The sequence below is a fragment of the Streptococcus pseudoporcinus LQ 940-04 genome, assembly GCF_000188035.1.
GTDB lineage: Bacteria > Bacillota > Bacilli > Lactobacillales > Streptococcaceae > Streptococcus > Streptococcus pseudoporcinus.
Genome location: NZ_AEUY02000005.1, coordinates 1,294,499 through 1,320,534, shown reverse-complemented (window position 1 = coordinate 1,320,534; position 26,036 = coordinate 1,294,499). Strand labels below are relative to the sequence as shown.

At 38.0% G+C, this 26,036-nt stretch carries 25 protein-coding genes; 7 read left to right on the top strand and 18 right to left on the bottom strand.

Annotation, left to right across the window (positions count from 1 at the left end):
- The first annotated feature begins 3 nt into the window (after positions 1-3).
- Positions 4-1,368 carry an MFS transporter gene (locus tag STRPS_RS07865; protein WP_007892899.1) on the top strand — a complete coding sequence of 455 codons (1,365 nt, stop codon included), beginning with the start codon at positions 4-6 and terminating at the stop codon, positions 1,366-1,368.
- A gap of 81 nt (positions 1,369-1,449) precedes the next feature.
- Here STRPS_RS07865 and STRPS_RS07860 read toward each other — a convergent pair whose 3' ends face one another.
- The 11 genes from STRPS_RS07860 to yycF all read right to left on the bottom strand — a co-directional run bounded on the left by STRPS_RS07860 (position 1,450) and on the right by yycF (position 15,136).
- The gene (locus tag STRPS_RS07860; RefSeq protein ID WP_007893540.1) at positions 1,450-2,058 is read right to left on the bottom strand and encodes an SDR family oxidoreductase; all 609 of its coding nucleotides are present in this window, start codon (positions 2,056-2,058) and stop codon (positions 1,450-1,452) included.
- A gap of 403 nt (positions 2,059-2,461) precedes the next feature.
- A complete protein-coding gene (locus tag STRPS_RS07855) occupies positions 2,462-3,715 on the bottom strand; it encodes a hypothetical protein (protein WP_007893499.1) in 1,254 nt (417 codons plus the stop codon).
- Between the two features lie 536 nt (positions 3,716-4,251).
- A complete protein-coding gene (locus STRPS_RS07850) occupies positions 4,252-4,752 on the bottom strand; it encodes a YkgJ family cysteine cluster protein (RefSeq protein ID WP_007893515.1) in 501 nt (166 codons plus the stop codon).
- A 25-nt stretch (positions 4,753-4,777) separates the two neighbouring features.
- Positions 4,778-6,262 (bottom strand): signal recognition particle-docking protein FtsY, encoded by a 1,485-nt coding sequence (gene ftsY, locus STRPS_RS07845; protein ID WP_007893524.1) that lies wholly within the window; start codon positions 6,260-6,262, stop codon positions 4,778-4,780.
- Positions 6,262-7,086 carry a Cof-type HAD-IIB family hydrolase gene (locus STRPS_RS07840; RefSeq protein WP_007893521.1) on the bottom strand — a complete coding sequence of 275 codons (825 nt, stop codon included), beginning with the start codon at positions 7,084-7,086 and terminating at the stop codon, positions 6,262-6,264. The genes ftsY and STRPS_RS07840 overlap by 1 nt, the downstream gene beginning before the upstream one ends.
- The gene (locus STRPS_RS07835) at positions 7,076-7,888 is read right to left on the bottom strand and encodes a Cof-type HAD-IIB family hydrolase (RefSeq protein ID WP_007893536.1); all 813 of its coding nucleotides are present in this window, start codon (positions 7,886-7,888) and stop codon (positions 7,076-7,078) included. Before STRPS_RS07835 ends, STRPS_RS07840 begins: the two co-directional genes overlap by 11 nt.
- Positions 7,889-7,917: 29 nt before the next feature.
- On the bottom strand, positions 7,918-11,463 hold the full coding sequence (gene smc, locus STRPS_RS07830; protein ID WP_007893528.1) for a chromosome segregation protein SMC: 3,546 nt from the start codon (positions 11,461-11,463) through the stop codon (positions 7,918-7,920).
- Entirely contained in the window at positions 11,464-12,156 is a 693-nt protein-coding gene (rnc, locus tag STRPS_RS07825; protein WP_007893497.1) for a ribonuclease III, read from the bottom strand. It lies immediately after the preceding gene.
- Between the two features lie 105 nt (positions 12,157-12,261).
- On the bottom strand, positions 12,262-13,074 hold the full coding sequence (locus tag STRPS_RS07820) for an MBL fold metallo-hydrolase (RefSeq protein WP_007893495.1): 813 nt from the start codon (positions 13,072-13,074) through the stop codon (positions 12,262-12,264).
- Complete coding sequence (gene vicK, locus STRPS_RS07815) at positions 13,075-14,433, bottom strand: cell wall metabolism sensor histidine kinase VicK (RefSeq protein ID WP_007893475.1); 1,359 nt, start codon at positions 14,431-14,433, stop codon at positions 13,075-13,077. It abuts the gene before it with no gap.
- On the bottom strand, positions 14,426-15,136 hold the full coding sequence (yycF, locus tag STRPS_RS07810; RefSeq protein ID WP_007893534.1) for a response regulator YycF: 711 nt from the start codon (positions 15,134-15,136) through the stop codon (positions 14,426-14,428). Before yycF ends, vicK begins: the two co-directional genes overlap by 8 nt.
- 258 nt (positions 15,137-15,394) lie before the next feature.
- On the opposite strand from yycF, the gene STRPS_RS07805 reads away from it, so the two are divergent.
- The 4 genes from STRPS_RS07805 to STRPS_RS07790 are packed head-to-tail and all read left to right on the top strand — an operon-like array spanning position 15,395 to position 18,390.
- Complete coding sequence (locus STRPS_RS07805) at positions 15,395-16,174, top strand: amino acid ABC transporter ATP-binding protein (protein ID WP_007893520.1); 780 nt, start codon at positions 15,395-15,397, stop codon at positions 16,172-16,174.
- A 12-nt stretch (positions 16,175-16,186) separates the two neighbouring features.
- Positions 16,187-17,005 (top strand): transporter substrate-binding domain-containing protein, encoded by an 819-nt coding sequence (locus STRPS_RS07800; RefSeq protein ID WP_007893479.1) that lies wholly within the window; start codon positions 16,187-16,189, stop codon positions 17,003-17,005.
- A gap of 17 nt (positions 17,006-17,022) precedes the next feature.
- On the top strand, positions 17,023-17,727 hold the full coding sequence (locus STRPS_RS07795; protein ID WP_007893466.1) for an amino acid ABC transporter permease: 705 nt from the start codon (positions 17,023-17,025) through the stop codon (positions 17,725-17,727).
- A gap of 15 nt (positions 17,728-17,742) precedes the next feature.
- Positions 17,743-18,390 carry an amino acid ABC transporter permease gene (locus STRPS_RS07790; RefSeq protein WP_007893505.1) on the top strand — a complete coding sequence of 216 codons (648 nt, stop codon included), beginning with the start codon at positions 17,743-17,745 and terminating at the stop codon, positions 18,388-18,390.
- Positions 18,391-18,709: 319 nt separating this feature from the next.
- On the opposite strand, the gene STRPS_RS07785 is transcribed toward STRPS_RS07790, so the two are convergent.
- From STRPS_RS07785 to dhaK, 5 genes are all read right to left on the bottom strand, one after another.
- The gene (locus STRPS_RS07785) at positions 18,710-19,729 is read right to left on the bottom strand and encodes a DUF3114 domain-containing protein (RefSeq protein WP_007893509.1); all 1,020 of its coding nucleotides are present in this window, start codon (positions 19,727-19,729) and stop codon (positions 18,710-18,712) included.
- A gap of 119 nt (positions 19,730-19,848) precedes the next feature.
- Positions 19,849-20,559, bottom strand: a complete 711-nt coding sequence (locus STRPS_RS07780; protein WP_007893511.1) for an MIP/aquaporin family protein — start codon at positions 20,557-20,559, stop codon at positions 19,849-19,851.
- Between the two features lie 10 nt (positions 20,560-20,569).
- Positions 20,570-20,944: a dihydroxyacetone kinase phosphoryl donor subunit DhaM gene (gene dhaM, locus STRPS_RS07775; protein ID WP_007893503.1), complete on the bottom strand. Its 375-nt coding sequence runs from the start codon at positions 20,942-20,944 to the stop codon at positions 20,570-20,572.
- Positions 20,944-21,519 carry a dihydroxyacetone kinase subunit DhaL gene (gene dhaL / locus STRPS_RS07770; RefSeq protein WP_007893491.1) on the bottom strand — a complete coding sequence of 192 codons (576 nt, stop codon included), beginning with the start codon at positions 21,517-21,519 and terminating at the stop codon, positions 20,944-20,946. Before dhaL ends, dhaM begins: the two co-directional genes overlap by 1 nt.
- A gap of 11 nt (positions 21,520-21,530) precedes the next feature.
- Positions 21,531-22,520 (bottom strand): dihydroxyacetone kinase subunit DhaK, encoded by a 990-nt coding sequence (dhaK, locus tag STRPS_RS07765; protein ID WP_007893477.1) that lies wholly within the window; start codon positions 22,518-22,520, stop codon positions 21,531-21,533.
- Positions 22,521-22,680: 160 nt separating this feature from the next.
- Between dhaK and dhaS the strand changes: the two genes are divergently transcribed.
- Together dhaS and dhaQ are read left to right on the top strand one after the other, a co-directional pair.
- Positions 22,681-23,220, top strand: a complete 540-nt coding sequence (dhaS, locus tag STRPS_RS07760; protein ID WP_007893519.1) for a dihydroxyacetone kinase transcriptional activator DhaS — start codon at positions 22,681-22,683, stop codon at positions 23,218-23,220.
- An 8-nt stretch (positions 23,221-23,228) separates the two neighbouring features.
- Positions 23,229-24,218, top strand: a complete 990-nt coding sequence (dhaQ, locus tag STRPS_RS07755; RefSeq protein WP_007893474.1) for a DhaKLM operon coactivator DhaQ — start codon at positions 23,229-23,231, stop codon at positions 24,216-24,218.
- 211 nt (positions 24,219-24,429) lie between these two features.
- Here dhaQ and STRPS_RS07750 read toward each other — a convergent pair whose 3' ends face one another.
- A complete protein-coding gene (locus STRPS_RS07750; protein ID WP_007893531.1) occupies positions 24,430-25,215 on the bottom strand; it encodes an ABC transporter permease in 786 nt (261 codons plus the stop codon).
- Position 25,216: 1 nt separating this feature from the next.
- Complete coding sequence (locus tag STRPS_RS07745; protein WP_007893526.1) at positions 25,217-26,035, bottom strand: ABC transporter permease; 819 nt, start codon at positions 26,033-26,035, stop codon at positions 25,217-25,219.
- Position 26,036 lies beyond the last annotated feature (1 nt).

Sequence of the window (26,036 nt, the reverse complement as noted above, 5' to 3'; positions counted from 1 at the left end):
AAAATGCAAAATAACAAGGAAAAAACGGTTAGTAAAGATACGCTAATGGCCATTGTTGCCATTGCTATGATTGGCTTCTCAGGCATTTTATCTGAGACCAGTATGAACGTTACTTTCCCAAAAATGATGACTATCTATCATCAACCTTTAAGTAACTTACAATGGATAACAACTATCTATCTTTTATCAGTTGCTATTATGACAACGGCTTCCGCGGCTCTAAAACGTCATTTCGGTGAACGACAGATCTTTTTTTCAGCGGCAAGTTTAATGATTTTTGGTACGACCCTGGCTACTTTAACCTCTTCTTTTTGGATCATGCTCCTAGCACGTGTGATTCAGGGAGTGGCAACTGGCATCATCATGCCACAGATGTTTAATATTATTTTAGAACGCGTTCCTGAAAAGAAAATTGGAACCTATATGGGACTGGGAGGCTTAATTATCAGTCTAGCTCCTGCCTTTGGGCCAACATATGGTGGTTTTATGATTAGTCATTTTGCCTGGCAGTGGATTTTTATTTGTATACTCCCCTTCCCCATCATTGCCAGCCTTATTGCTTATCGCCATTTGATTGATTCTCCCAGAGGAAAGGCCGAAAGATTTGACTATTTGGGCTTTATGGCCTTATCAGTCAGTTTGACCATGGCCTTGTTAATCATCTCAAGCTTGCAGGATGGTGGCATCAATTGGATTTATGGCCTTATCTTTTTCTTAAGCTTTGCCATCTTCCTTTACCAAAGTCTCAACCGCCAAGACCCTTTTCTTGATATTCGTATTTTAAAACGCCCTTCTGTCAGCTTTGGATTAATTCCTTTTTTTACCTTTCAATTAATTAATTTAGGGATTAATTTTATCACCCCAAATTTCATCGTCTTACAAAAGATTGCTAGCAGTTCAACCGCTGGAATGGTCTTATTACCTGGTACCTTGCTCGGTGCTATATGCGCTCCTCTTCTTGGAAAATTCTATGATGAAAAAGGAGCCAAGTTATCCCTTTATATTGGCAATAGCCTCTTCTTCCTTTCCTTATTAATCATTACAATAATGCTATCTCACTTTATGATTCTTCCTTTCACTCTCCTCTATATCATTTTCACTATTGGCCGTAACATGACCTTCAACAATACCCTGGCTACTGCTATTCAAAATTTACCTGTTTCCAAAAATGCTGATGCGACAGCTATTTTCCAAATGATGCAGCAATTTGCCGGTGCTCTCGGAACAGCTTTAGCCGCCATTATGGCAAATAGCAGCCCTTCTCTGACGATTGGTATCACTAACGTTTACCTTTTATTTGCTTTTTTTGCAGCATGTAATTACCTACTCTACTTAGGTATGTTTGCCGCCTTAAAGAGAGGGAAATAGTTTTTCTAAATCGCTTTTATCTCACTAAAAAATCCTTAAGAAAACTTAAGGATTTTTTAGTGATTTGACAAGACTTCCACTTCAGCTGTGACTCCAGGTAAGAATCTTTTTGCTTGGATTGTTTTCAAGCGTCTGGAGAATGGTTTCTGCAACTTCCCTGACAGCATGAGGTTGACGCTTTTTAAAGAAAGAAGCAAAAAAGGGTAGGTATGCGAAAAAGAATAGACATTTTGCCTGAAGCAGTGATAAAGGGCGTTCTTTTCCAAAAAGTAGGTTAGGTCTTACTAGCAAATAATCTAAGCCACTTTTTTTGATTAATTGCTCAGCTTCTCGTTTACTTTTCAGATATGCTGGATAACCGCTATTAGCTGATATATAGACTATCTTGGGGATATGTTTATTTTTACAGAGTTTAATTGCTCCTTTTGTTGCTTGAACATTTAAGCTCCTTAGTTGATTTGGCTTAATAGCCCCTACACAATCAATGAGAAGGTCAAAGGATTGAATAGGAAAAGGCGCTGTGGTCGAATCCAATAAATCGCCCTTTATAAAATGAAGGTTTGAAGACTCAAAAACAGAGCCTTTCCCTCTCCGTCTCGAAAGATAGGTAACCTGATGACCATATTGTAAAGCAACTTCAATAAGCTGACTTCCAAGAAAACCACTCCCACCAGCAATCACTATATTCATTAATACCACTCCTTTTGTCATAAAGAAGCCTAAACGTTGGTGTAGATGAGGCCAATAGCCTTCTTGACATCTCCTTTAGACTTAAGTTAGCTTTTCTCCAGTACGCACAATCAAAATCTATAACAAAACATAGGAATCACCTTATTGGCCTCTTTGCTTAGAATCAAAAGAGAAAAGAGTTCTATTGACAGGCTGTCATCACTATTTTGATGGCTACTAGTATAACTCATTTTTCCTTAATTGGAAAGCTAACCGCCTATCGTCTAGATAAAAAGGAGAGAAACATTAAAAAACAAACCTCTAAAAAGAAGTTTGTTTATAAGTTCAAGCATATTTCTCTACTGGGTAAACAAGTCCCCCTTTCATTCAGCTCCTTATTGTACCAGTAGAGTTTTTCACTCTTTTATTTAGGTTTAATTATCAATGGTTCAAACTTAGCATCTTCATGCTGAGGTACTCCTAGTTCACGCAGGTAACTATATTCTAAAGCCTCTGTGTGAGAGGCGCCATTATCGTAACCTGCATGATCAAACGGTCTAAGGCTGGGATCCCTCTTAACCATGTAAACATTAACTCGTTTTGAACCATCTACAGTCACTTGGTCAACTCTTCCTGTAAGGGTGTAGCCTGAAACACCATCATCATCAAGACTAGCCCTAAGAATTTTATGACGTGATTGGTAATCATAAGGATTACTAAAGTCTATGCGATGCTTCTCGTAAGGCATCAACCTATAGGTCTGTTTCAATAACAAGTGATTGTTTGAGGCGTCAATGTAATGAACATCAATAAGATCATATTTGAGATTTCCTTTGTCATCTAAGTAATCTTTTCTGATAATAGTATAGGTTTCCTTAATGGTGTCCTGGTTTCCACTTAGTAACTCATCATCTCCTGGATCAAACGGTTTATGCTCTCTGGCTTTGACAGTATAAGAAGATTCTGGATTATTTGCATCATCAATCGTCGTAAAGGTACGGTCGTCATGCTTTACTGATATGTCATCTACTTCAAGAATAGTATAAGCTGGATCCAATTTGTTAAGCACTTCTTCTGCTGATTGTTTCAAATTAGCGACTGTAAGTACAGAATTAACCTCTTTCACATCAGGGATAGCTAATTCTGACTCAAGCATTTTTCCATCACTGTTGAGTGGTTTAAAAGTGAAATGTCTTCGGACTAAGACGCGATCCACTGGGTTCTTAATCGGAAGGCTAGGTGTCTTACCAACAGTAACATGACCAGAAAGCCTATAGTGGAGGTTAGCATTTTTGGGAAGCATTACGGAGCCATCCGATTGAGCTTCAAGGACTTTACCGTCTTGACCTGTAAGCTTTGCATCTGTTTGGAAATCTAAAACAAGGGTTTGATTGTCCATTCGTGAGTGGAGGTATTTACTGTTGATAGCATCCAACAACTCTTTTTTTGTAACTTTATAAGAAGTGACTTCAAAGTCTAAGCCTTGAATATAAAACTCTCTTTTTGTATCTTTATCAACTCCCACCACCGAAATGGAAATTAAGGGATGCGAACGAGGACGAAGCAAGTCTGCTAATTCGTCTAAATATTCTGACGCAGAAGCATGTACTGTATGTGCCTGCATAAAAAGCGCTGCGCATATCAGAATTCCCCCTAATAGTGCACTGTATTTTTTCATCATAATCTCCTTATTTATAGCCTTCGTTTCCACCAGAGACGAAATGATATACTTCCTAAAGTCACAATAGATGACTGCCTACTAACCGCTGAACAAATTGTGAAGCACTCTATCATGACAAAGCATGTCATTCTAATGGCTAAGGTATGAATAGTCTATCTTGTGTTCGGCATTAAAAAGATCTAAAATTTTTTACAAGAACTCATGCTTTTTGTAACCTTTCCTTACCCTTTTCCAATCAAGCACGATGAAGTGCGTCCCTATGGACTAGGAACGCACTTTCTTCATATTTTTCACATGATTAAACTCAATAATAGAACTTTAGGAGGGGGTCTAAAATTTCACCGCTATTTTCAATAAAGGGCTATTCTTCTACAATGAGTTTAATCGTCTCTAGCAAAAACGTTATTAAAAATTATTGTGATATAAGCTTTTCTACATTTTCTTCAACTTATATCTATTTCATTATATCAGCTCCACATTTGGCTCTCAAACCAAGTTTTCATGCTAATTGTCACAGATTGACCCGTTTCAATTTATAGTCTGTTTTGAAGTTTTTCAACAAAGAGATAGGCCGCAGGGCAGGTTAAGGTATTTTTCAAGGTTAAATGGTTAATTTGGTAGATTTTCTTACGGTCTGTGTGGGGGAATTCACGACAGGCTTTAGGACGAACATCATAAATACTACATAACTTATCTTCACCCAAGAAGGGACAAGGCATTGATTTAAAAACTTTATCCCCATCTTCATCTACTTCAAGGTAAAGGTCTTCAAAAGCTGCCATCTTCATTCGAAAATGTTTAGAAATACGCTTGATATCCGTTTCTGTGAATAATGGTCCTAATGTTTGACAACAGTTAGCACAAGCCTTACAGTCAATTTCTTGAAAAACATCATAGTGCACTTCTTGAACGATTTTATCTAAATTTTTGGGCGGTTTCCTTTTTAATTGAGCCAAAAATTTCCGGTGCTGTGACTGCTTTTGCAGAGCTAAATCTTTGTAGTAGTCAATAGCTATTGCCGTCTTCTTTTTCATAGATGTATCTTTCTAGGAGCAGTGGTTAAATCATATCTCCTAGCAATCCTTTCATGAATTCTTCTGAATCAAATTCTCCGATATCATCAATTTTTTCACCAAAGCCAATGAATTTAACGGGAATATCCAATTCTTGACGAATGGCCAAGACGACACCTCCCTTAGCTGTCCCATCAATCTTAGTCAAAATCAAACCTGTCAGAGGCATTATTTTAGAAAACTCTTTCGCTTGGCTAAGGGCATTCTGGCCAGTTGAAGCATCCAAAGCTAACAAAGTTTCGTGTGGTGCGTCCGGAATAACCCTCTTAATAATACGTCCCATTTTTTCTAGCTCAGCCATGAGATTTTCTTTATTTTGCAAACGTCCAGCCGTATCAATCAAGAGGATATCAACCTCTTGTGCCACTGCTTTTTCAACCCCGTCAAATACAACAGAGGCAGGGTCTGCTTTTTCAGAGCCAGTCACCACCGGCACATCAACGCGGCGTCCCCATTCAACGAGTTGCGCTACAGCACCGGCGCGGAAAGTATCCGCAGCCACTAACATAACTTTTTTACCTTCACTTTTATAGCGATAGGCCAATTTTCCTATTGAAGTGGTCTTACCAACACCATTAACACCTACAAAAAGCATAACCGTCAGCTTATTCTGATAATTAATATTTTCACCATAGATGCCATCTTTTTCATAAATAGCGACTAATTTTTCGATGATAACCCGTCTTAGGACCTCAGGTTTTTTAGCATTTTCTAATTTTGCTTCTTGGCGCAGCTGATCAGTTAGAGTCGTTGCAACGGTTACTCCCACATCTGAAAGAATTAGCATCTCCTCTAACTCTTCAAAGAATTCTTCATCAACTCTTCTGAAGTTAGCAAAGAAAGCATTCAAACGACTAGCAAAGCCTGATCTCGTTTTTTTCAGACTGCGATCATACTTTTCTTGATCACTTTCTTCTATCAATGCCTGATCTTCTGCTACTTGTGAAGAGCCCTGTTTATCTTCTATAGGCATATCCTCAGAACTTGAAAGCTTCTCTTGACGCGCTTGCTCCTCCAATGACGCCTTATCTCGGTAGTAGTCGTCCACCTTAGAATAGCTCGTGCTTTTTTCTTCACTTGCTTGATGGTCATCATTCTCTTTTGGCTCAGATTGATAGTTTAATGCACCCCCTTCTTGTGATTGTAAATTCCCCATTTCTGGATCAATTATGTCTTGATGATGTGAGGAAACGTCACTTTCAACATCAGCTTTTGAATAGGTAGAGGCCCGCGCCGACGCTGCTTCTATTTCATTTTCACCTTCTGATGGTTCAAGGCTAATGGACTCATCTTGGCTTTGACCTCTTGTTGGTAATGGTTTTTCTGTTTGGTCACTAGTCACACTAGAACCGTCTTTAACAGTATCTTCAGCTAAATTGGTAGGCTCCGCCTCTTTAATTTCTGTCACATCTGGAAAATCAATTTTTTCTTTTGCTTTTTTTGACCCAAATAATTTATCAAAAAGTCCCATTAGTTCTCCTCACTTAATATATATTTTTGCACCGCTTCAGCTACACCAGACTGATCATTAGTCAAACTTGTCACGACATTAGCCACTTGTTTAACATCTGAGGTCCCATTTGCCATGGCCACTCCCAAACCAGCCCATTCCAGCATAGTAATATCATTAGCCTCATCACCAACCGCCATGACCTCCTTAGCAGCAATACCCAGGTGCTGACAAAGAAGCTGGAGACCAAATGCCTTGTGCACCCCTTTAGGCATGACCTCAAAAATAATGTCACGTGATTTAAAGGATTCGAAGTTGGCAAATGTTTCCTCTTTGACCCGATTCAATTGAGCATCTAAAAAGTCTGCATCCGTTACCGTTACAATTTTGTTAAAGATAATATCTCTTGGTAGAGCCTCTAAAGAATCCAGTTCAACAAATTCTAATAAGGGATTAGCTAAATGGTATTGTGACTTGCGCCCATCTTGACTTGGAAGGCTATAAACAATTCCTTCACTTAAAATATCCGTTGGCAAGCCTAAAGCCTTCAACTCTTGATAAACAAAAGCAATTTGATCAAAGGTTAAGGCACTTTTATCTAAAACCTGACCAGTATTTTTTTGAACTAAACCACCATTAAAAGTGATGCTGTAATCGTCGTCACTGATCAAATCCAGTTCCTCTAATAAGCTACCAATAGCCGCTAAAGGACGACCAGTTGTAATTACAATTTTAACCCCTAATTCTTTAGCACTAGCTAAAGCAGCTCTATTAGCATCACTAACAATTTTTTCACTATTAAAAAGTGTTCCATCAAGGTCCAATGCTAAAATCTTATAAGTCATCTTCTGACACCAACCCTTCTAAATAAGTTAAAACAGACTGCTCATTGCAATGGCCAATAACTTGGTCAGCCAGAGCAATGATTTCTGGTCTAGCATTAGCTGTTGCGACTGCATGACCAACATACTCTAACATTTGATAATCATTTAGATTATCTCCAAAGGCAACAACTTCCTCGGCTTTAATATCAAGGGCTTGACATAAATGAGCCATACCAAAACCTTTATTGACTTCTGCTAAAATAACATCTATCGACTCAAAGCCAGTGGTCACAGCTGAAATGTAAGGAATTTGCTGATCTAACCAAGCACTACCATCCAGGACTGTCTCACCTGTAAATGTTGTGGTAATTTTAAAAATTGAATCATTATCCATGGCATCAAAATCACTGATTATTTTAATATTTTCATAGAATAAATGCATCCGATTAATGTAATCTTGGCTGGCACCCTCTAGAATATAGGAAGCTTTCTGACCAGAAAAGAGCATGCCCGTTTCAACATAATAAGGATTTTCCAAAATCCTTTTAGCAACCTCAATATATTGTTTTTTAGTCATAAAATCAGCAAAAATAACCTGATTCTGGTACTGGACCAAGGAACCATTTTCCGCAATAAGGGCAATATCGCTCAAAAAATCGGCAAACAATTGCTCAATTGCTAAAAGGGAACGGCCACTGGAAACAGCAAAAGTAATCCCTTTAGCTTTCAACTTGGGAAGCAGTGCTGCTAGTCGTTCCTTATCATAGGTATGATTTTCAGTTAAAAAGGTGCCATCCATATCTGTAGCAACTAATTTTATCATCTTGTCCACTTTCTTCTTAGCACCTAGCTTTAATTTAAAAAACTAAGTTTTTCTGAATCTTTCAACTTAACAGAAACTACTTTTGAAACTCCCGATTCTTGCATCGTAATCCCATAAATACTATCTGCTGCTGCCATCGTTCCCTTCCGATGGGTAACCACAATAAACTGACTATCCTTGTCAAAACGATTCAAGTAGTCACCAAAACGTTTGACGTTAGCCTCATCAAGTGCTGCTTCAACTTCATCAAGAATAACAAAAGGTATTGTTTTTACACGAATGATTGCAAAAAGCAGAGCTAGGGCTGAGAGGGCCTTTTCCCCACCAGACATCAAGTTGAGAGACTGGATTTTTTTCCCAGGAGGTTGCACGGAAATATCAATACCAGCAGTTAGCATATCTCCATCAGTAAGAATAAGATCTGCACTACCTCCACCGAACATTTGCTTAAAGGTTTCTTGGAAACTATTTCTAATGGCTTCAAAAGTGACTTTAAAGCGAGCTTTTACTTCTGAATCCATTTGGTGAATCGTATCAAGAAGCATATTTTTTGCCTTGTTAAGGTCTTCTTTTTGACCTAGTAAGAAGGTTAAGCGTTCTGAAACTTCTTCGTACTGCGCAATAGCATCAGTGTTAACTGGTCCGAGAGCTTTAATTTGTCTGCGAAGTTTAGCAAGCTTATCTTTTGCTTGAGCCAAATCATCGACCTGATGGCTCTTGTCTTGAGCCTCTTCAAAACTAAGTTGAAAATCTTCTGCTAAAACCTTGGCATGGGTACGCAGACGTGCTGAAACTTGTTCTTGTTCAGCTTCTAATTTGCTTTGCTGACGGATAAACATTTCACTTTTAGACTGTTCTTGTTGAAGCTTAACTTCTAATTCTTCCAGCTGTGCTTGATAGTCTTCTGTTTCAAAGCGCAGACCTACCAATTTTTGTTCAACCTGGGTCTTACGCTCTGCAATTTCCAATAAACCTTCTTCTAAAGAAGGGAGACGATCAATATCTTCTTCTGAAATATGGCTTGACAATAAGTCTTTTAGTTGAGTCACTTTTTCTTCTTTTGTCTGCCGCTCTTTTTCTAGTCGATTAAGATCAGTCTCTTCAAAACGCTTTTCATTAGCCAGATCTCTTTGACTTAACCGAGCTTGGGCAAGTTCTTCTGTTAAGGCAGCTTTTTTCTGGTTAATAGTATCTTTATTGCTCTTAATACTCTCAATTTCCTGACTTAAGGCTTCTTTCCTTTGGTTAATCACTTCAAGTTCTTGCTCCAAGTCATTTTTCTCAGTTTGGAAATCACGTTCTCTATTTTGAGACTGCATCTTTGTCATATTTGCTAAGATTTCTTGCGAATCAGCTAGCCGTTCTTGCAACTGATCTGCCTTAAAGGATAATTCTTGTTCCTCTAGACGAGTTTTTTCCCCTAAGTCTTTAAGTTTTAAGAGCTGATTTTCCGCTTCTTGTAAGCTTGTTTGAAGCTGTGCTACTGCTTTTTCTTGCTGAAGAAGCGTCTGGTTCAAGTCCATTAAATTAGCTTGAAGGCTGTCTATTTCAGGCTTAATAAAAGTGGTATTCGTTTGGCGACTAGCTCCTCCTGCGAACGAGCCACCCGGCCTCAACTCGGTTCCATCAAGGGTAACGATGCGAACCTTGTATTGCAAAAGCTTAGCTGCTTTATTGGCATTGTCAATAGAATCAAAAATAAGGGTTGTATTCAACAAATTTTTAAAAATAACAGCTAAGTGACTGTCATAAGACACTAATGACTCTGCACTACCAAGGAAACCTTGACTAGATTGCACTTGTCGTTCTTGGCTTTCAGACAAGTAACGCGGTTTTAGTGTCGTAAGCGGCAAAAAGGTTGCTCGTCCTTGTTTTGTCCGTTTCAAAAAAGCAATAGCTTCTTTAGCTGCGGCTTCATTTTCCACAATAATATTTTGACTACTTGCACCTAAAGCAATTTCTAGGGCCGTTTGGTATTTCCTATCAAAAGTCAAATGTTCACTGACAGCACCTAGGATGCCTGACAAATGATTGCTTGCTTGTAAAACTGCACGAACGCCTGCATAAAATTGACTGTGATTTTTTTGGATAGCTTCCAAACTGTTCAATCGAGCTTCTTTAGCTTTTTTTTGATCCAATAAGTCAAAAAGCTTTCCTTGTTGGTCTTGATAACTTGCCTTTTGAACTTGTAGCTGATTTCTTTTAGTTTGGTAGTCTTGCAATAGTTCTTGAAGCCTTTGGGAACACTCATTATAAGCTACTAACAACTCCTGGTGCTCTTTTTCTAACATAACAACATGTTTTTCTTGTTCAGAAAAAGCCTTGAGCTGATGCTCTTGTTCCTGATTGTCTTTTTCAATTTCAGAAGTCAACAAGGTTAGTTGATTGGATAAGCTTGCTTCCTTTTGCATCAGGGCTAAATAATCTTCTCTTAGCTTTTCAATCAATTGGTCAGGATCGCCTGAAAAACGCTGCAAGTTCTCTTGAAGCTCTTCCAAAGCCTTTGCATTCTCACGACTACTAACTGCTAACTGTTCTAAAAGTTCTACTTTTTGCTTCTCAGCTATTCTTAATGTGCTTATCTCAGTTTCTAGCTCGGCGATTTGGCTGCTTGCTTCTGCTTTTTTCTCATTTTTTTGACTTGTTTCTAGCTTGATGAGATCAATCTGTTTTTCAAGGTCAGCCAAGGCTCGTGTTAATTCTAATAGTTCTGCCTGCTTACTTTCGGTTTCGCGGTTCAGAGCTTGTCGTTTTTCTTTGAGTTTTTGGTTTTGAGCTTCCAGCAATTCCCGATGGTGATGATACTCTGCCAACCCTTCTTGCAGTTCTTCCAAAGAGGTTTGAAGCTGGCTTAGTTGCTGTTTATCTTTTCTGACGTCTGCCACTAAAATCGATAGGTGTAAGTTTTGACGCTCTCCCTCAAGTTGCTTATACTCTCGTGCTACTTTTGCCTGCTTTTCTAAGGGGCCTACTTGAGTGTCTAATTCATAAATAATATCATCCAAACGGTCTAAATTATCCTGAGTTTGCGTCAGTTTACTTTGCGTTTCTTTTTTTCGTGTTTTATACTTGAGTACTCCGGCTGCTTCTTCAAAGATTGTCCGTCTTTCTTCTGGCTTACTGTTAAAAATTTCTTCAACTCGTCCTTGTGAAATAATTGAAAAAGAGTCTCTCCCTAAACCCGTATCCATAAATAAATCATGAATGTCTCGTAAGCGAACTTTTTTACCATCAATCAGATAATCACTATCTCCATTTCGATAAATGTGTCGTTCGACTCGGATTTCTTTTCCTGCATCTTTAATAAACTCGTCTGAGTTGTCTAAAACAATAGCTACTTCTGCAAAATTAAGAGCATTACGACTCTCAGTTCCAGCAAAAATAATATCGGGCATCTTACCACCACGCAAGCTTTTAGCACTAGACTCACCTAAGGCCCAGCGTAAACTTTCAGTGATATTTGACTTACCAGATCCATTGGGACCAACAACTGCAGTAACACCTTTTTCAAATTCGATTTTGGTTTTATCTGCAAAAGACTTGAAGCCCTGCATTTCAATTTTTTTTAAAAACATTTATTCCTCACTTAAGTGTTCAAGGGCTTTTTTTGCAGCATTTTGTTCAGCAATCTTTTTTGATTTACCGATTCCCCTGCTGATAATTTCTTGATTAACCAAAATAGCGACCTCGAATTGTTTAGCGTGAGCTGGGCCACTTTCTTTAACCACTTGGTAGTCAATCTGGACATCACCCTTTGCCTGCAAAACTTCCTGCAGACTTGTCTTATAATCTTTAACTTTTTCAAAATTACCTTTTTCAACCTGTGGAATCATAACTTGATTGAGAAAAAGTCGGACATCTTCAATTCCCTTATCTAATAGCAGTGCACCTAAAAAAGCTTCAAACAGGTCACCTAGAATAGTATCACGATTACGACCTCCTGATTTTTCTTCACCTTTTCCTAACTTAATATAGGTATCAAAAGAACAAAAGCGAGAAAAACCTGCTAAACTTTCTTCACGAACAATCATTGATCGTAACTTTGAAAGGTCACCTTCAGGCTTACTTGGGTACTTTTTAAATAAATATTCTGAAATAATCAGTTGCAGAACGGCGTCTCCTAAAAATTCCAAACGTTCATTATGTGAAATGTTTAGGAGACGATGCTCATTTGCATAGGAAGTATGGGTAAAGGCTGTTTCAAGTAAGTCCTGATCATTAAATACAATATTAAAGGTTTCCTTGAGTAAGGCTTTAAGTTTTTTCATGATTTCTCCTTTTTAGTTAACTGCGCAAAGAACACTCCTATTATAACAAAAAAAGCTGTGGGATGCTTGTCCCACCAGCCTTTTTTCATCTTTAAGTCATTTTGTTTAAATATCTGTTAAGGAACAAGCAGTATCTGGTGATGTGTCATATACTTTAAAATCCGTTCCTACTGCTAAATCTGCCATCGCTAGTTGGTTTTCCATTGTCATGTGAGCTAATTCTTTGATATTATTTTCCTTACTCAGGTGTCCAAGGAAAATTTTCTTAGTCTTATTGCCGATGCTACGAATCATAGCGCCAGCACCATCTTCATTTGACAAGTGGCCCTTATCAGATAAAATCCTTTGTTTTAAACTCCATGGATAAGATCCCGATCTTAAGATCTCAATATCATGATTTGATTCAATCAAATAAGCATCTGCATTACTAATAATGCCAGACATACGATCACTCACATATCCAGTATCTGTTAACATAACGAATGATTTATTATCTTTCATAAAACGATAAAATTGAGGGTCTGCCGCATCGTGACTGACGCCAAAACTTTCAATATCAAGATCCCCAAAGGTCATGACCTTATCACGGTCAAAAATATATTTTTGAGTCGTATCAATTTTTCCAATCATATTTCTATCATCAATAATCTGCCACGTTTTTTGATTAGCATAAATATCAAGATGATACTTACGAGCAAGAACACCGACTCCTTTTATATGATCAGAATGTTCATGTGTAATTAATATGGCATCTAAATCTTCTGGCTTCCGATCTATTTCTGCTAAGAGACTGATTATTTTTTTACCAGTCAATCCTGCATCAACAAGGATACGTTTTTGAGGCGTTTCTAAATAGAAACTGTTACCAGTAGACCCCGATGCTAAAATACTATATTTAAATCCTTCTTGCTCTAGCATTTAATCAATATCGTCCTCCCATTCATCAACATCATCTGACATTACATCTTTGTCATAAGGAAGAACAATTGTAAAGGTCGAACCTTTACCATAATCACTTTTAGCCCAAATAAAGCCCTTATGTTGTTTAACAATCTCTTTTGCAATAGCTAATCCCAGCCCTGTTCCACCCTGTGCCCGACTGCGTGCTTTATCAACACGATAAAAACGGTCGAAGATTAAAGGGAGATCTTTTTTAGGAATCCCCAAACCTTGGTCGGAAATGGAAATAATTAGCTGACTCTCCGTAGTCTTCATTTTAACTCGGATTTTACCACCATCAGGGGAGTATTTAATAGCATTATTTAGGATATTTTCAATAACCTGGGTCATCTTATCATTATCAATTTCTAACCAAATTGACTTTATGGGATAATCACGAATGATTTCATAAGTTTTGCCAGCAACCGTATTTTGATTACGAACCAAATCAAAACGATTTAAGATTGACGTCATAAAAGCTGTAAAATTAGTCATTTCAACAGCTAAGGCTGTCACTTGGTTGTCAATTCGTGATAAATTCAAAAGATCAGAAATCATCCGCATCATACGGTTGGTTTCATCAAGCGACACTTTGATAAAACTTGGAGCAATATCTTCTTTTAAAGCTCCTTCATCAAGCGCTTCTAGATAAGATTTAACAGAAGTCAAAGGGGTTCTTAGCTCATGGCTAACGTTGGAAACGAAGAGACGGCGCTCCCTTTCTTCTTTTTCTTGTTCAGTGGTGTCGTGCAATACGACAACCAAGCCTGAAATAAAGCCACTTTCACGTCGATTCAAAGCAAAGCGTAAGCGAAGTGTGATAAATTCACCTGTCTCATCACGACGGTTTAGGGTAACAATTGGTGTTTGGGACACTAATTCTCTATAAGTATAAGGAGAGTCACTCCCCAAGAGATCGGTGATATTTTTTTTAAGAGCTTCCTCACGACTGATGTTCATCTGTTTTTGTGCTGTTTCATTAATCATCATAATCTGACCAGTCCGGTCAGTCGCTAAAACACCATCACTCATATAAGCCAAAATACTAGCCAGACGATTCTTCTCCTGCGCTAAATTCTCATGAGTGAGACGAAAAACATCTGACAAATCATTAAGTTGTTCTGATAAGTCAATCAGTTCAATATCTGCTTTGCTATTAATATCATCAGTATAACGACCGTTAATCAAATCACGAATCTTGTGACTCATCTGTCTGATAATTTTAGCATTACGATAGTCGCGAACAGCTAAATAAATAAAATAGATAGCAACAAATACCAATAAGAAGAGTATTGCTAATTCAAATAAAGATAAATTTCCAACGATGTCTCTAGTCATGCTGTTTCATATAATAGCCAACGCCACGTCTTGTCAAAATATATTCAGGACGGCTTGGTGTATCTTCAATTTTTTCTCTCAAACGTCGTACGGTAACATCAACAGTTCTCACATCACCAAAATAATCATAGCCCCAGACCGTTTCTAATAAATGTTCACGGGTCATGACTTGCCCGATATGATTAGCTAAATGGTGTAATAATTCAAATTCGCGATGTGTCAATTCAACTTCCTTACCATATTTTTTAGCCAAGAAAGCATCTGGCAGAATCTGGAGATTACCGATAGTTAATTCTTGGTTTCCTGAGGAAGCATTTTCTTCAGCAACAGCTGTTTCAATCGTTTCGGTGCGTCGCAAATGGGCTTTAACACGCGCTAGGAGCTCACGATTTGAAAAAGGTTTTGTTACATAATCGTCCGCACCAATCTCTAAACCAATGACCTTATCAAATTCACTATCTTTGGCAGAAAGCATAATTATAGGGATATGACTGGTTTTTCGAATTTCTTTTGCAACTTCAAGACCATCCATCTCTGGTAACATCAAATCCAAAATAACCAAATCAGGTTTACCTTCTTCAAAGGCTGCGATGGCTTCTCGACCATCAAAAGCTGTCATGATATCATAACCTTCTTTGGTCAAATTAAACTTTATAATGTCTGAAATAGGTTTTTCATCGTCTACAATGAGGATTTTTTTCATTAATTTATGTTCTCCTATTTATCTTTTAGTAATAAGGGTAAGACCTCAAAAAATAATTGTGTACACTCTTCCTATATTAATGTCTTTATGATTATACCAAATTTTAGTGACAAAAGACAATGCAAGCTATTATTTGAGTGATTTTCTTCACGATACTCTAAATATTCTGAAAATATTGACAAATAAGTTTTCCTATGATAAAATAATTCCACTGTTCATATGTTAGATTTTCTAACATTTATTATAAAGGAGAATCTTATGGCACTCATTGAATTTAAAAACGTTAATAAGCATTATGGGAGTTTCCACGCTTTAAAAAATATTAATTTAACGATTGACAAAGGACAAGTCGTTGTTTTATTAGGCCCATCTGGCTCTGGAAAATCTACCCTCATTCGTACCATTAACGGCTTGGAAAAGATCGAAAATGGCAGCTTGATTGTTAACGGCCACCAAATTGCTAATAGCTCTGCCAAAGATTTGGTCACCCTTCGTAAAGAAGTGGGAATGGTATTTCAGCACTTTAATCTTTACCCTCATAAAACTGTGTTAGAAAATGTTACCTTAGCTCCTATCAAAGTTTTAGGACAATCTAAAGCTGAAGCTGAAAAAATAGCTGAAAAATACCTCACCTTTGTTAATATGTGGGACCGCAAAGATTCTTATCCTTCTATGTTGTCAGGTGGACAAAAGCAACGAATTGCTATTGCACGCGGACTGGCTATGCAACCTGAATTGCTACTATTTGATGAACCTACTTCTGCTCTTGATCCCGAAACAATTGGTGACGTTTTAGCAGTTATGCAAAACCTTGCTGCCGATGGCACTAATATGGTCGTCGTTACTCACGAAATGGGATTCGCACGGGAAGTTGCTGATAGGATTATCTTTATGGCGGACGGTGAAGTCTTAGAAGATACGACAGATGTTGCAGGTTTCTTTGATAATCCTAAAGAGCCCCGTGCTAAACAATTTCTAAGTAAAATCATTAACCATACCAGTGAAAAAGTCCAAGCAAAGAAAAAATCTCGCCCATAAGGAGGAACCTAGATGACATCTCTAAGAAAATGGATTCTTTTAAGCCTTTTGGCTTTTTTCTGTCTTTCTCAATTAACCTTGCCAAGTGTCAAAGCTACTGAGAACAAGTGGGTAAACAGCTCTGCTATTAAAAAAATTAAAAAATCAGGTATTTTGAGAATAGGGGTTAAGCAAGACGTGCCAAATTTTGGTTACTATAGCCCTAATAGTGGGCAATATGAAGGTATGGAAGTTGATATAGCTAAAAAAATTGCTAAATCACTAAAGGTTAAGCCTGTCTTTACTGCTGTAACCGCTCAGACACGTGAGGCTCTTTTAGATAATGGGCAGTTGGATATTATCATTGCGACCTATACTATTACTCCTGAACGACAAGCAAACTACTCCTTCTCTAAACCTTATTACCGCGATGAAATTGGCTTTCTCGTTAATACTTCTCAAAAAATAGCATCAATCAAAGATTTAAATCACGCAACTATTGGTGTTGCACAAGGTTCGACTACTAAAGCTGCCATTGAGGAATATGCTAGAAACAAAAAGCTAACATTTAAATTTGTTCAACTAGGATCTTACCCTGAATTAGCCATTTCTCTTTACGCCAAACGGATTAAGGCATTTTCTGTTGACAAATCTATTCTAACAGGCTATGTCAGTAAACAGTCACAGATTTTATCAGATGGTTTTAACCAGCAATCTTACGGTATTGCTAGTTCAAAAGCAAATCAAAACTTGACAAACTACATCAATGAATTGATTACTAAGTGGTCAAAGGACGGTAGTTTAAAAAAAATCTATGGTAAATACCATTTGACACCTGCTAAAGCTGAATAAGACCAAAGGAGCTAATTATGACCTATTTACTAACAGTTGAAAGTCCATTTGCTCTTTCAAAATGGCAAGCTTTTTTCGCAAATTTCCCTCTCTTTGCAAAAGCTTTTTTATACACTCTTGGCATGTCGATCGGGGCCTTAATTTTAGCATTAATTCTGGGAATCCTTTTTGGAGCCTTAGCAACTTCTAAGAAAAAAGGCCACCGGATTTTCGCCCGAATCTATGTTGAACTCTATCAAAACACCCCGCTCTTAGTACAACTCGTTTTTGTCTATTATGGCTTAGCAATCATAAGCAGGGGGCATATTATGTTTTCAAGCTTCTTTACTGCAATTCTTTGTGTCGGTGTTTACCATGGTGCCTACATTGCTGAGGTTATCCGTTCAGGTATTGAAGCTGTTCCTAAGGGGCAAATTGAAGCCTCTCTTTCACAAGGTTTTACCTATGAACAGACGATGAGCTTAATTGTACTACCTCAGGCGGTGCGGACAATCCTACCACCGATGACTAACCAAGTTGTTAACCTTATCAAAAACACCTCCATTGTAGCCATTATTTCGGGGGCAGATATCATGTTCACCGCCAAAGCATGGGCCTATGAAAGCACCAATTATGTTCCAGCGTTCGCCGGAGCAGCTATCTTATACTTCATTATGTGCTTCCCACTTGCCAACTGGGCACGTCGGAAAGAAGAAGCTAACAAAAAAACCTATTCAGTCTAACAAGGAGGAAAGTTCATGTCTCAATTATTTACAGCTGCAAACCTTTCCTTTATTTTTCAAGGCTTAGGTCTTACCTTGTACATTTCATTTATTTCCATCATTTTATCCACCATTTTTGGCACTTTATTAGCCATTATGCGTAATGGAAAAAACAAGTTCGTCAAACTTCTAGCCAGCTTTTATATCGAATTTGTCCGAAACGTTCCCAACCTTCTGTGGATATTTATTATTTTCTTAGTATTTCAAGTGAAGGCAACACCCGCTGGTATCACTGCTTTTACTGTATTTACTTCAGCAGCGCTAGCAGAAATCATTCGTGGAGGTTTAAATGGTGTCGACAATGGCCAAACCGAGGCAGGTCTCGCCCAAGGCCTAAGACCTAGTCAGGTCTTTTTACTGATCGTTTTCCCACAAGCTTACCGGAAAATGTTACCTGCCATTATTTCTCAGTTTGTCACAGTCATCAAGGACACTTCCTTACTCTATTCCGTTATTGCTATTCAAGAACTTTTTGGAAAGAGTCAAATATTAATGGGAAACTACTTTCAAGCCAACCAAGTTTTTGCCCTTTATGCCTTGATTACCCTAATTTATTTTATCATTAACTTTACCATTTCAAGTCTATCAAGACGTCTCGCAAAAAAATGGGCACAGGCTAATTAGACTGCTGAAAGGCCTTATCAGACTATTTAAAAAAACAATCCTAAGCAATCGTCAAAGCCAAAAGCCTAGGAATTATTGTACATATAAAACCCCTTAGAAATGCTACTAATTCAACATTTCTAAGGGGTTTTCCTTTTTTTTTTAAATGAAGCGAGCACAAACCGATAGGTTACGAGTTAGCAAAAATACCAGAAGCGATAAGTTTCTGACATCAAGAAATCTTTAGCTCTCGGACTTAAGATTTAGGTATAAACTTCCTTTGGAGACCTCAATCTTTTATGACATGGGACTTTTTCTTCAATCTGAGAGAAACTGATAATCAATTTCTCTTTTTACAAAAGAGAAGGTTGAACCATTTGAAAAGACGTACTTGCCAGCAAAAGACAAAACGTCTTCGTTTAACATGTCCATAACTAGATAACCCCTTTCTAGCAAAGACTCCCCTACGATTAAAATAGGATAAATCATAATCGTCGATCTGCCGTTGTGACCATTTTTTCGTGATATTTTTTGGTGAACGATAGCCTTTCAAGACCTTTCGTCTAAATAAGGGATCGTGCTTGCTGACGGGATCAACATCTAAGTCCCAGTGGCGTTGACCAGCTGTTCCATAATTAAAACTAGCCCCATTAACAATCCCGTTTTCTGTTATGACTTCTGCATCAAGTTCATTTAGAAAATGGCCCCTACTAGATAAGATAAATTCCGTATGGAAACCCATTAGTATTTTGATATTGTGAGAAACTTCTTGATCAGGAAAAATAACCTGTTTATCCATAAGTTTCAACTTATTATGTAAGCGTGACGACTCAGACAATGAATAGTCGGGCCTCCTTCGCCAAAAAGCAGGACCCCTTTTATCTCTTAAATAGTTTGCTAGGGCCTGGCCATCTGTTTGCTGATATTGTCGATAGTGATGACGAATATACTGCGCTTGCTGACTGGAAATGACATAACGAAATTGGTGAAGCCTTCTTTCTAGTTTTCCCTCTTGGCTAAGTTTATTATTAGGGAAAGTCTTATCAACCAGGCTAGCCAAACTTGACCAAAAACCATCATCCGGTCTCAAAGAGGGATAAAAGCAACTTAATAAACCTCTTATTTCATCAGGTTCTCCACTCAACTCATCTGGCATACCGACCATGTCTAGTAAGAGTTTTAATAAAACCTTGCCTTCTAGAGTCTCACTACTGTAAGCCCAAAAACGTCTAAAAAGAGGGGAGCCTATCCGATAGTCTATATCGCCCTGTAAAGCGACTTGTTTTAAGATTTCTAATGGCCAGCCCAAGTGGTATAGCTGTTTGATTGTCACATATTTTTTGTGAAGGTCTACCTCCATTTGCCCCTCCTTTTAAAAACTTCTTGTCACTATTATATCTTAAATGACTAAATTTCTCTTTTGGCGACCTTCAAAAAAAGATTAGGCCACTAAGCGACCTAATCCTGAACTTAAACAATTTACATGCTAGTTAGAAGGATCTGATATAAAGCTGCCCCTAAAGCCCCACCTAAAATAGGAGCAAGGACTGGAATCCATGCATAAGACCAATCTGATCCACCCTTGTTTGGAATTGGTAAAAGAGCATGTATTAAGCGTGGACCTAGGTCACGAGCTGGATTTATAGCATAACCAGTTGTGCCACCAAGTCCAAAACCAACAGCCATAACCACTAAACCAACTATTAGTGGACCAAAACCAGAGGATAATTTATTAGGGCCTAAAGACATAACTGTCATAACAAGTACTGCTGTTCCAATAGCTTCACCTAAAAAGTTAGACCATGTGTGACGAATGGCCGGCGCAGTTGAGAAACAGCCTAGAATCGTTGCTGAATCTTTAGTTTCTTGCCAATGAGGATAATAGTGTAAGTAAACTAGGGTTGCTCCAAGCATCGCTCCTAACATCTGCGCTACAATATAAGGAAGTACTTGTCCCCATGGGAAGGCACCTGTTAAAGCTAGTGCGATAGTCACTGCTGGATTAAGGTGAGCTCCACTTAAAAAGCCAACCATATAAACTGGAACAGCAACGGCTAGTCCCCAACCCAGAGTAATGGCAATCCAGCCGCTTCCTTCTGCTTTAGTCTTTTTTAAACAAACAGCCGCAACAACACCATCACCTAATAATACGAGGACTAAGGTCCCTAATAATTCACCAATAAATGACATTCTTTAACCCTCATTTCTTTATTTCTAATTCTGATAATTGTTGCAAAATAACTTCTTTATCAACACCAGCCTGGATTAAAGCTGCTGCTGTATAAGCTCCCTCAACAATAGGTACCTGCATAATGGACAACTCTTTATCTGTGAAATCAGCTACCATTTCCAAGTTCATACGGGCTGATCCTAGATCAAAAAAGGCTAATAAGTGACTCTTAGGATTTTGATCAACTACCATCTGAACCTGATCAAAACTGGTACCAATCCCACCATCTTCATGTCCGCCAACACTTGTAATAGCGACATCTTTTGCGACTTCTGCTAGTAAGTCCCTAATTCCTGAGGCAATACCTTTTGAATGTGAAACAATAACAATACCTAAATCTGACATTATATCACCTCTGCTTCTAACATAGCTTCAAATAACAGACCAGATGAATAAGAACCAGGATCAATATGACCAATGGAACGTTCGCCCACGTAAGACGCCCTACCCTTAGTCGCGATAATATCTTTGGTTGCTTCTACTGCGGACCAAATGACATCATTAGTCAATTGATCCTTCTTAAGAGCTTCGATGACTGCAATCCAAACATCTACCATTGTTTTCTCACCTTTTTCAGCTTTGCCACGTTTTTGAATCATAGCCAGTCCTTCTGTTAATAGGTCAACAACCGACACGTCTTCTGCCTGCTTAGCCATTCCCATAAAAGCTGACCCGTAAAGAGGTCCTGAAGCTCCTCCTACTTTGCTAACCAGTTGCATGGCAACAATCTTATAAACATCAGAAGCCTTTTCAAAGTCTTTACCATCAAGATTTTCCATAACAGCTGCCATCCCACGCGCCATATTACCGCCGTGATCACCATCTCCAATAGGCGTATCTAACTCACTAAGATAATCTTTTTTAGCCTTTATTTTTTCATTGAATAGACGCATCCATTCTAAAACTTTTTGATAATCCATAAAACCTCCTTTTACCAAGCTGGTGTCGTCACTTCAGCAGTTAAAGCTTCTAACCATTGGTCTGATTCCAGTTTAATTAGAGTCAATGATAAACCAGCCATGTCCAAGCTCGTCATATAATCACCCAACTTCTTATAAGCCACCTTAATACCATATTCGGTCATTAATTTAGCTACATCATTGGCAAATACATATTGTTCCATAAGGGGTGTACTGCCCAAGCCATTAATAAGAAGACCGTAGTTTTGGCCTGATTCTAGTTGAAACGCATCTGCTAACTTGGCAACTAGCTCTTTAGCTAATTCGGAAGAAGTTTTCATTTTTTCCTTCTTGTAACCAGGTTCACCATGGATACCAACCCCATATTCAAACTCATCATCTTCTAGTACAAATCCTGGCTTGCCAACTTCTGGTACTGTCGCTCCTGACAATGCTAAACCAATTGTTTTGATATTTGGCACTAATGCATCAGCTAATTGTTTGATATCCTCCAAAGATTTTCCTTGATGCGCAGCATGTCCCAAAATTTTATGCACTAAGATGGTTCCTGCTACACCACGTCGGCCTTGTGTGTAGAGACTATTTTCAACTGCAATATCATCATCAACAACAACACTAGCTACCGAAATCCCTTCCATTTCAGCCATTTCTTGCGCCATCTCAAAATTCATAATATCGCCAGAATAGTTTTTTATCACCATAAAGACGCCAGCTCCTTCATCAGCAGCTTTAATTGCTTCCAAAATTTGGTCAGGTGTTGGCGATGTGAATACGGCACCACAAATGGCAGCTGAAAGCATCCCTTCTCCAACAAAGCCAGCATGGGAAGGTTCATGGCCAGATCCACCACCAGAGATAATAGCAACTTTACCAGTCTTTTCAGCTTTACGGACAATAACATCAAAGCCATCCACTCGTTCCACTAAATCAGAATGGATAAAGGCAAAACCATCAAGCATATCTTGCACAATCGCTTCTGGTTGGTTCATAATTTTTTTCATTCGGGTTTCCTCCCATAAAGTATATTTTGTTTACGCTTTCATTCTATCTAAAAATAAGATCTTATGTAAGGGACAAAATCAAGAATTTGTCCTTATACTTTCTTCATTTCTTTTGATAAAGTATAATGAGATTAAGTTATTCTGTTTAAGGAGGTTAAAGGTGGCAACTTCACTCATTACAAAAAAGAAAATCGCCAAAGCTTTTAAAAAAGAACTAGCTCGTAAACCTTTTGATAAAATTTCTGTCGTTGACATCATGGACCAAGCTAGCATTCGTAGACAGACCTTCTATAACCATTTCCTTGATAAATATGAACTCCTCGATTGGATTTTTGAAACCGAACTGCAAGAACAGGTTACTAATAACCTCAATTACATTACTGGTTTTCAACTATTAGACGAGTTACTCTTTTACTTTAGCAATAATAAAACATTTTATGCGCAACTTTTTGCGATTAAAGATCAGAATGATTTTTATAGTTATTTTGGCGATTATTGCCTAGTTTTATTAGAAAAAATTATTGCTGAACAAGAACTTAAAACAAAACTTAATCTGGAAACCAATTATCGCTCTTTTCTCAAAACCTATCATTCAAGAGCATTGGCAGATATGATTAGAGCATTTGTAACAGATAAACAACTGCAACCACAGACAGATTTGATTAAAAAAACAATTCTCGCTAGTATGACGGAAGGGTAGGAAAGAAGATGGTTACGATTTCAAATCATAAGCATATGATGATTGATCACTATATTAAAGGAATGCTTTTAGCACACCCTCATCTGGCTAAAGTTCCTAAAAAACCGATTATCTACAATAGGGAACACCATTCAGACCTCATTCCCATTCTGTCTGGAGGAGGCTCGGGGCATGAACCAGCACATATCGGCTTTATTGGCGACGGCATGTTAACAGCAGCTGTCTATGGTGATCTTTTCACTCCTCCCGGTTCTGAGCAAATCTTAGAAGCTCTGCGATTCCTCAACAAGGGAAAGGGAGTTTTTGTCATCATCAAAAATTTCGAAGCTGACATTCGAGAATTTAGCAAGGCTATTCACCAAGCACGGCTTGAAGGTATCCCCGTCAGATACATTGTTTCTCATGATGATATCTCCGTTGAGCCTAAGAAAAATTTTCAGATGCGCCACCGAGGACTAGCAGGAACGATTCTATTACATAAAATTTTGGGACAAGCTGCGCTTCAAGGAGCAGGGCTCGAAGAGTTGGAGCAAATAGGATTTCGTCTCGCCACTGAAATAGCGACTATTGGCTTTGCTACCAAATCAGCTAGCTTCCCAAACGCTGCACTACCACTTTTTGATTTGCCTGAAGAGAATATCTCGTTTGGTATTGGCATTCACGGGGAAGAAGGCTACCGAACTGTGCCTTTTATTTCCTCTGAACATTTGGCTGTCGAAATTGTCAATAAATTACAGATAAAATTCCATTGGCAAGAAAACGAGACATTTATCTTGTTAGCTAATAACTTAGGAACAACAACAGAATTAGAACAAGGGATATTCCTAAACGATTTAGGACAATTACTAGAACTTGAAGGACTAGACATTGCTTATATCAAAAATGGTAAATACATGACCAGCCTTGATATGGCTGGAATCTCAGTGACCCTAGCCCGTCTAAAAGATCCCATTTGGTTAGACTACCTTAAAGCACCGACCAACGCCTTTGCTTGGTAAACTTTATATTAATTTGCCACAATCTGATCATTTTCAATACAAAATATAAAATGCCTGCTCCCGTATTCCAAAATCAAGACAGACAAAAAACACTTCTGTTGATCTCTAGTAAACTAGACTCAGAAGTGTTTTATGTGTAGTTAAAAAGTATGCTCAGTCAAAATAAAATTAACTTGTAGTGAAATGAAAAAGGCTCATCAAGCAGCAGTCGCTAAGAACCTGCACTTTCATAAGCATCTAGTCCTAGGTTCCAAAGCTTTATTGAGAGTGCAAAAACAAGTAGGGCTATTAACACCACTCCTCCTACATTAAATAAGGCATTTTTTCCGCTTAGAAAATAGGAAGCAGGATAATAGGCAGTGAAAGCAAAGGGAATGATAAAGCTAATCACCCATTTCAGAAAGGAATGGTAAATTGACAGTGGGTATTTGGCAAAATCGTTGAACATATAAAAAATATAAGTAATAGCGCCAGACTGCTTCGTCCAAAAAGAAATGCTTGCCGTCGCTATTTTTAATGATGTGTAAATCAATGTCGCAAAGGGAATAATCAACATAAAAAGTATCACTTTGGGAAAGGACCATGAAATTGTGCCTAAACTCGTTACTAATAAAAATACTCCTACTAGTAATTCCCCCAAGGCATCTACCTGAAATGTTTCAACCATAACATGAAAGAGAGGGCTAATAGGTCTAGTCAGGTATTTATCAAATTCTCCCTTAAGGACAAGTCTCTGACCTAAAGCCCAAAGATTATCGAAAAAGAGGTGGTCAATCCCTTTTGGAATTAGCGAAAAGCCATAGATAAAGGCAATCTGCTCAAAAGTCCAACCTGCTAAGGAAGGAATATGTTGAAAAAGAACATTTAAAAAGAGTAAATTAAGCCCTTGGGTTAGAAAGACCCCCAGCACACCCACAACAAAATCAACCTTATATTCTAGAATTTGCTTGAGGTATTGTTTGATAAAAATAATATGCATCCGTCCTAATTTTTGCATCCTAACCCCCTTGAATTGTTAAATGATATTGCACTTTGTTCCATATTAATTGAGATAGGCTCACCATCACAATTAACCAAAAAACTTGTAAAAGTATTGCTCCCACTGTCTGATTAACTGTGTATTTCCCGAGCAGAATCATCACCGGCGTATAAACTAAAGATGAAAAAGGTAGATAGCTAAGAATATCAGCTATTAATTTTGGAAAGAAGGCCAGAGGTATAAGGCTCCCTGATAAAAAAGCAAGAATAGAATTCTTCAGTAAATTAGAGCCCCATAGATTTTTGAAGACAAATGCTGAAAAGCCAAAGCATATATTAAAATAAAAATTAATCAAAAAAGCTAATAAAATACTGAGCACGTAGCTAAAAATGGTATAAAACAGGTATAGGTAGGGGATACCGGCCATTACTTTAACTACTAAAATTAAGGCTAAAAATGGGATACCGACACTAATAAAAATAAGCCAGCGAGCGCCAATCTCCATAAACAAATAGGATGTCGCAAAATGCACAGGCCGAAGCAGGCGCATGATAATAGAGCCATCTTTAACTTCTTCACCAATCATGAAGGAACTGTCAGATTTTGTCAGCAAGGCCGTCACAAAACTCATAATGACATATAAAGTCATATCTGTTAGTGTGAAACCATTAATTAAAGTCTGCTGTGAAGACCTAAAAACAGCCTGCCAGAGATAAAAAGCGACAAAGGCTCCTATAACATCGCCTATCCGATATAAAAAGAAATTGACACGATAAGTAATTAACTGTTGGATTCCTGAACTTACAAAGGGTTTATAACGTCTCCAAAAACTGAGCATG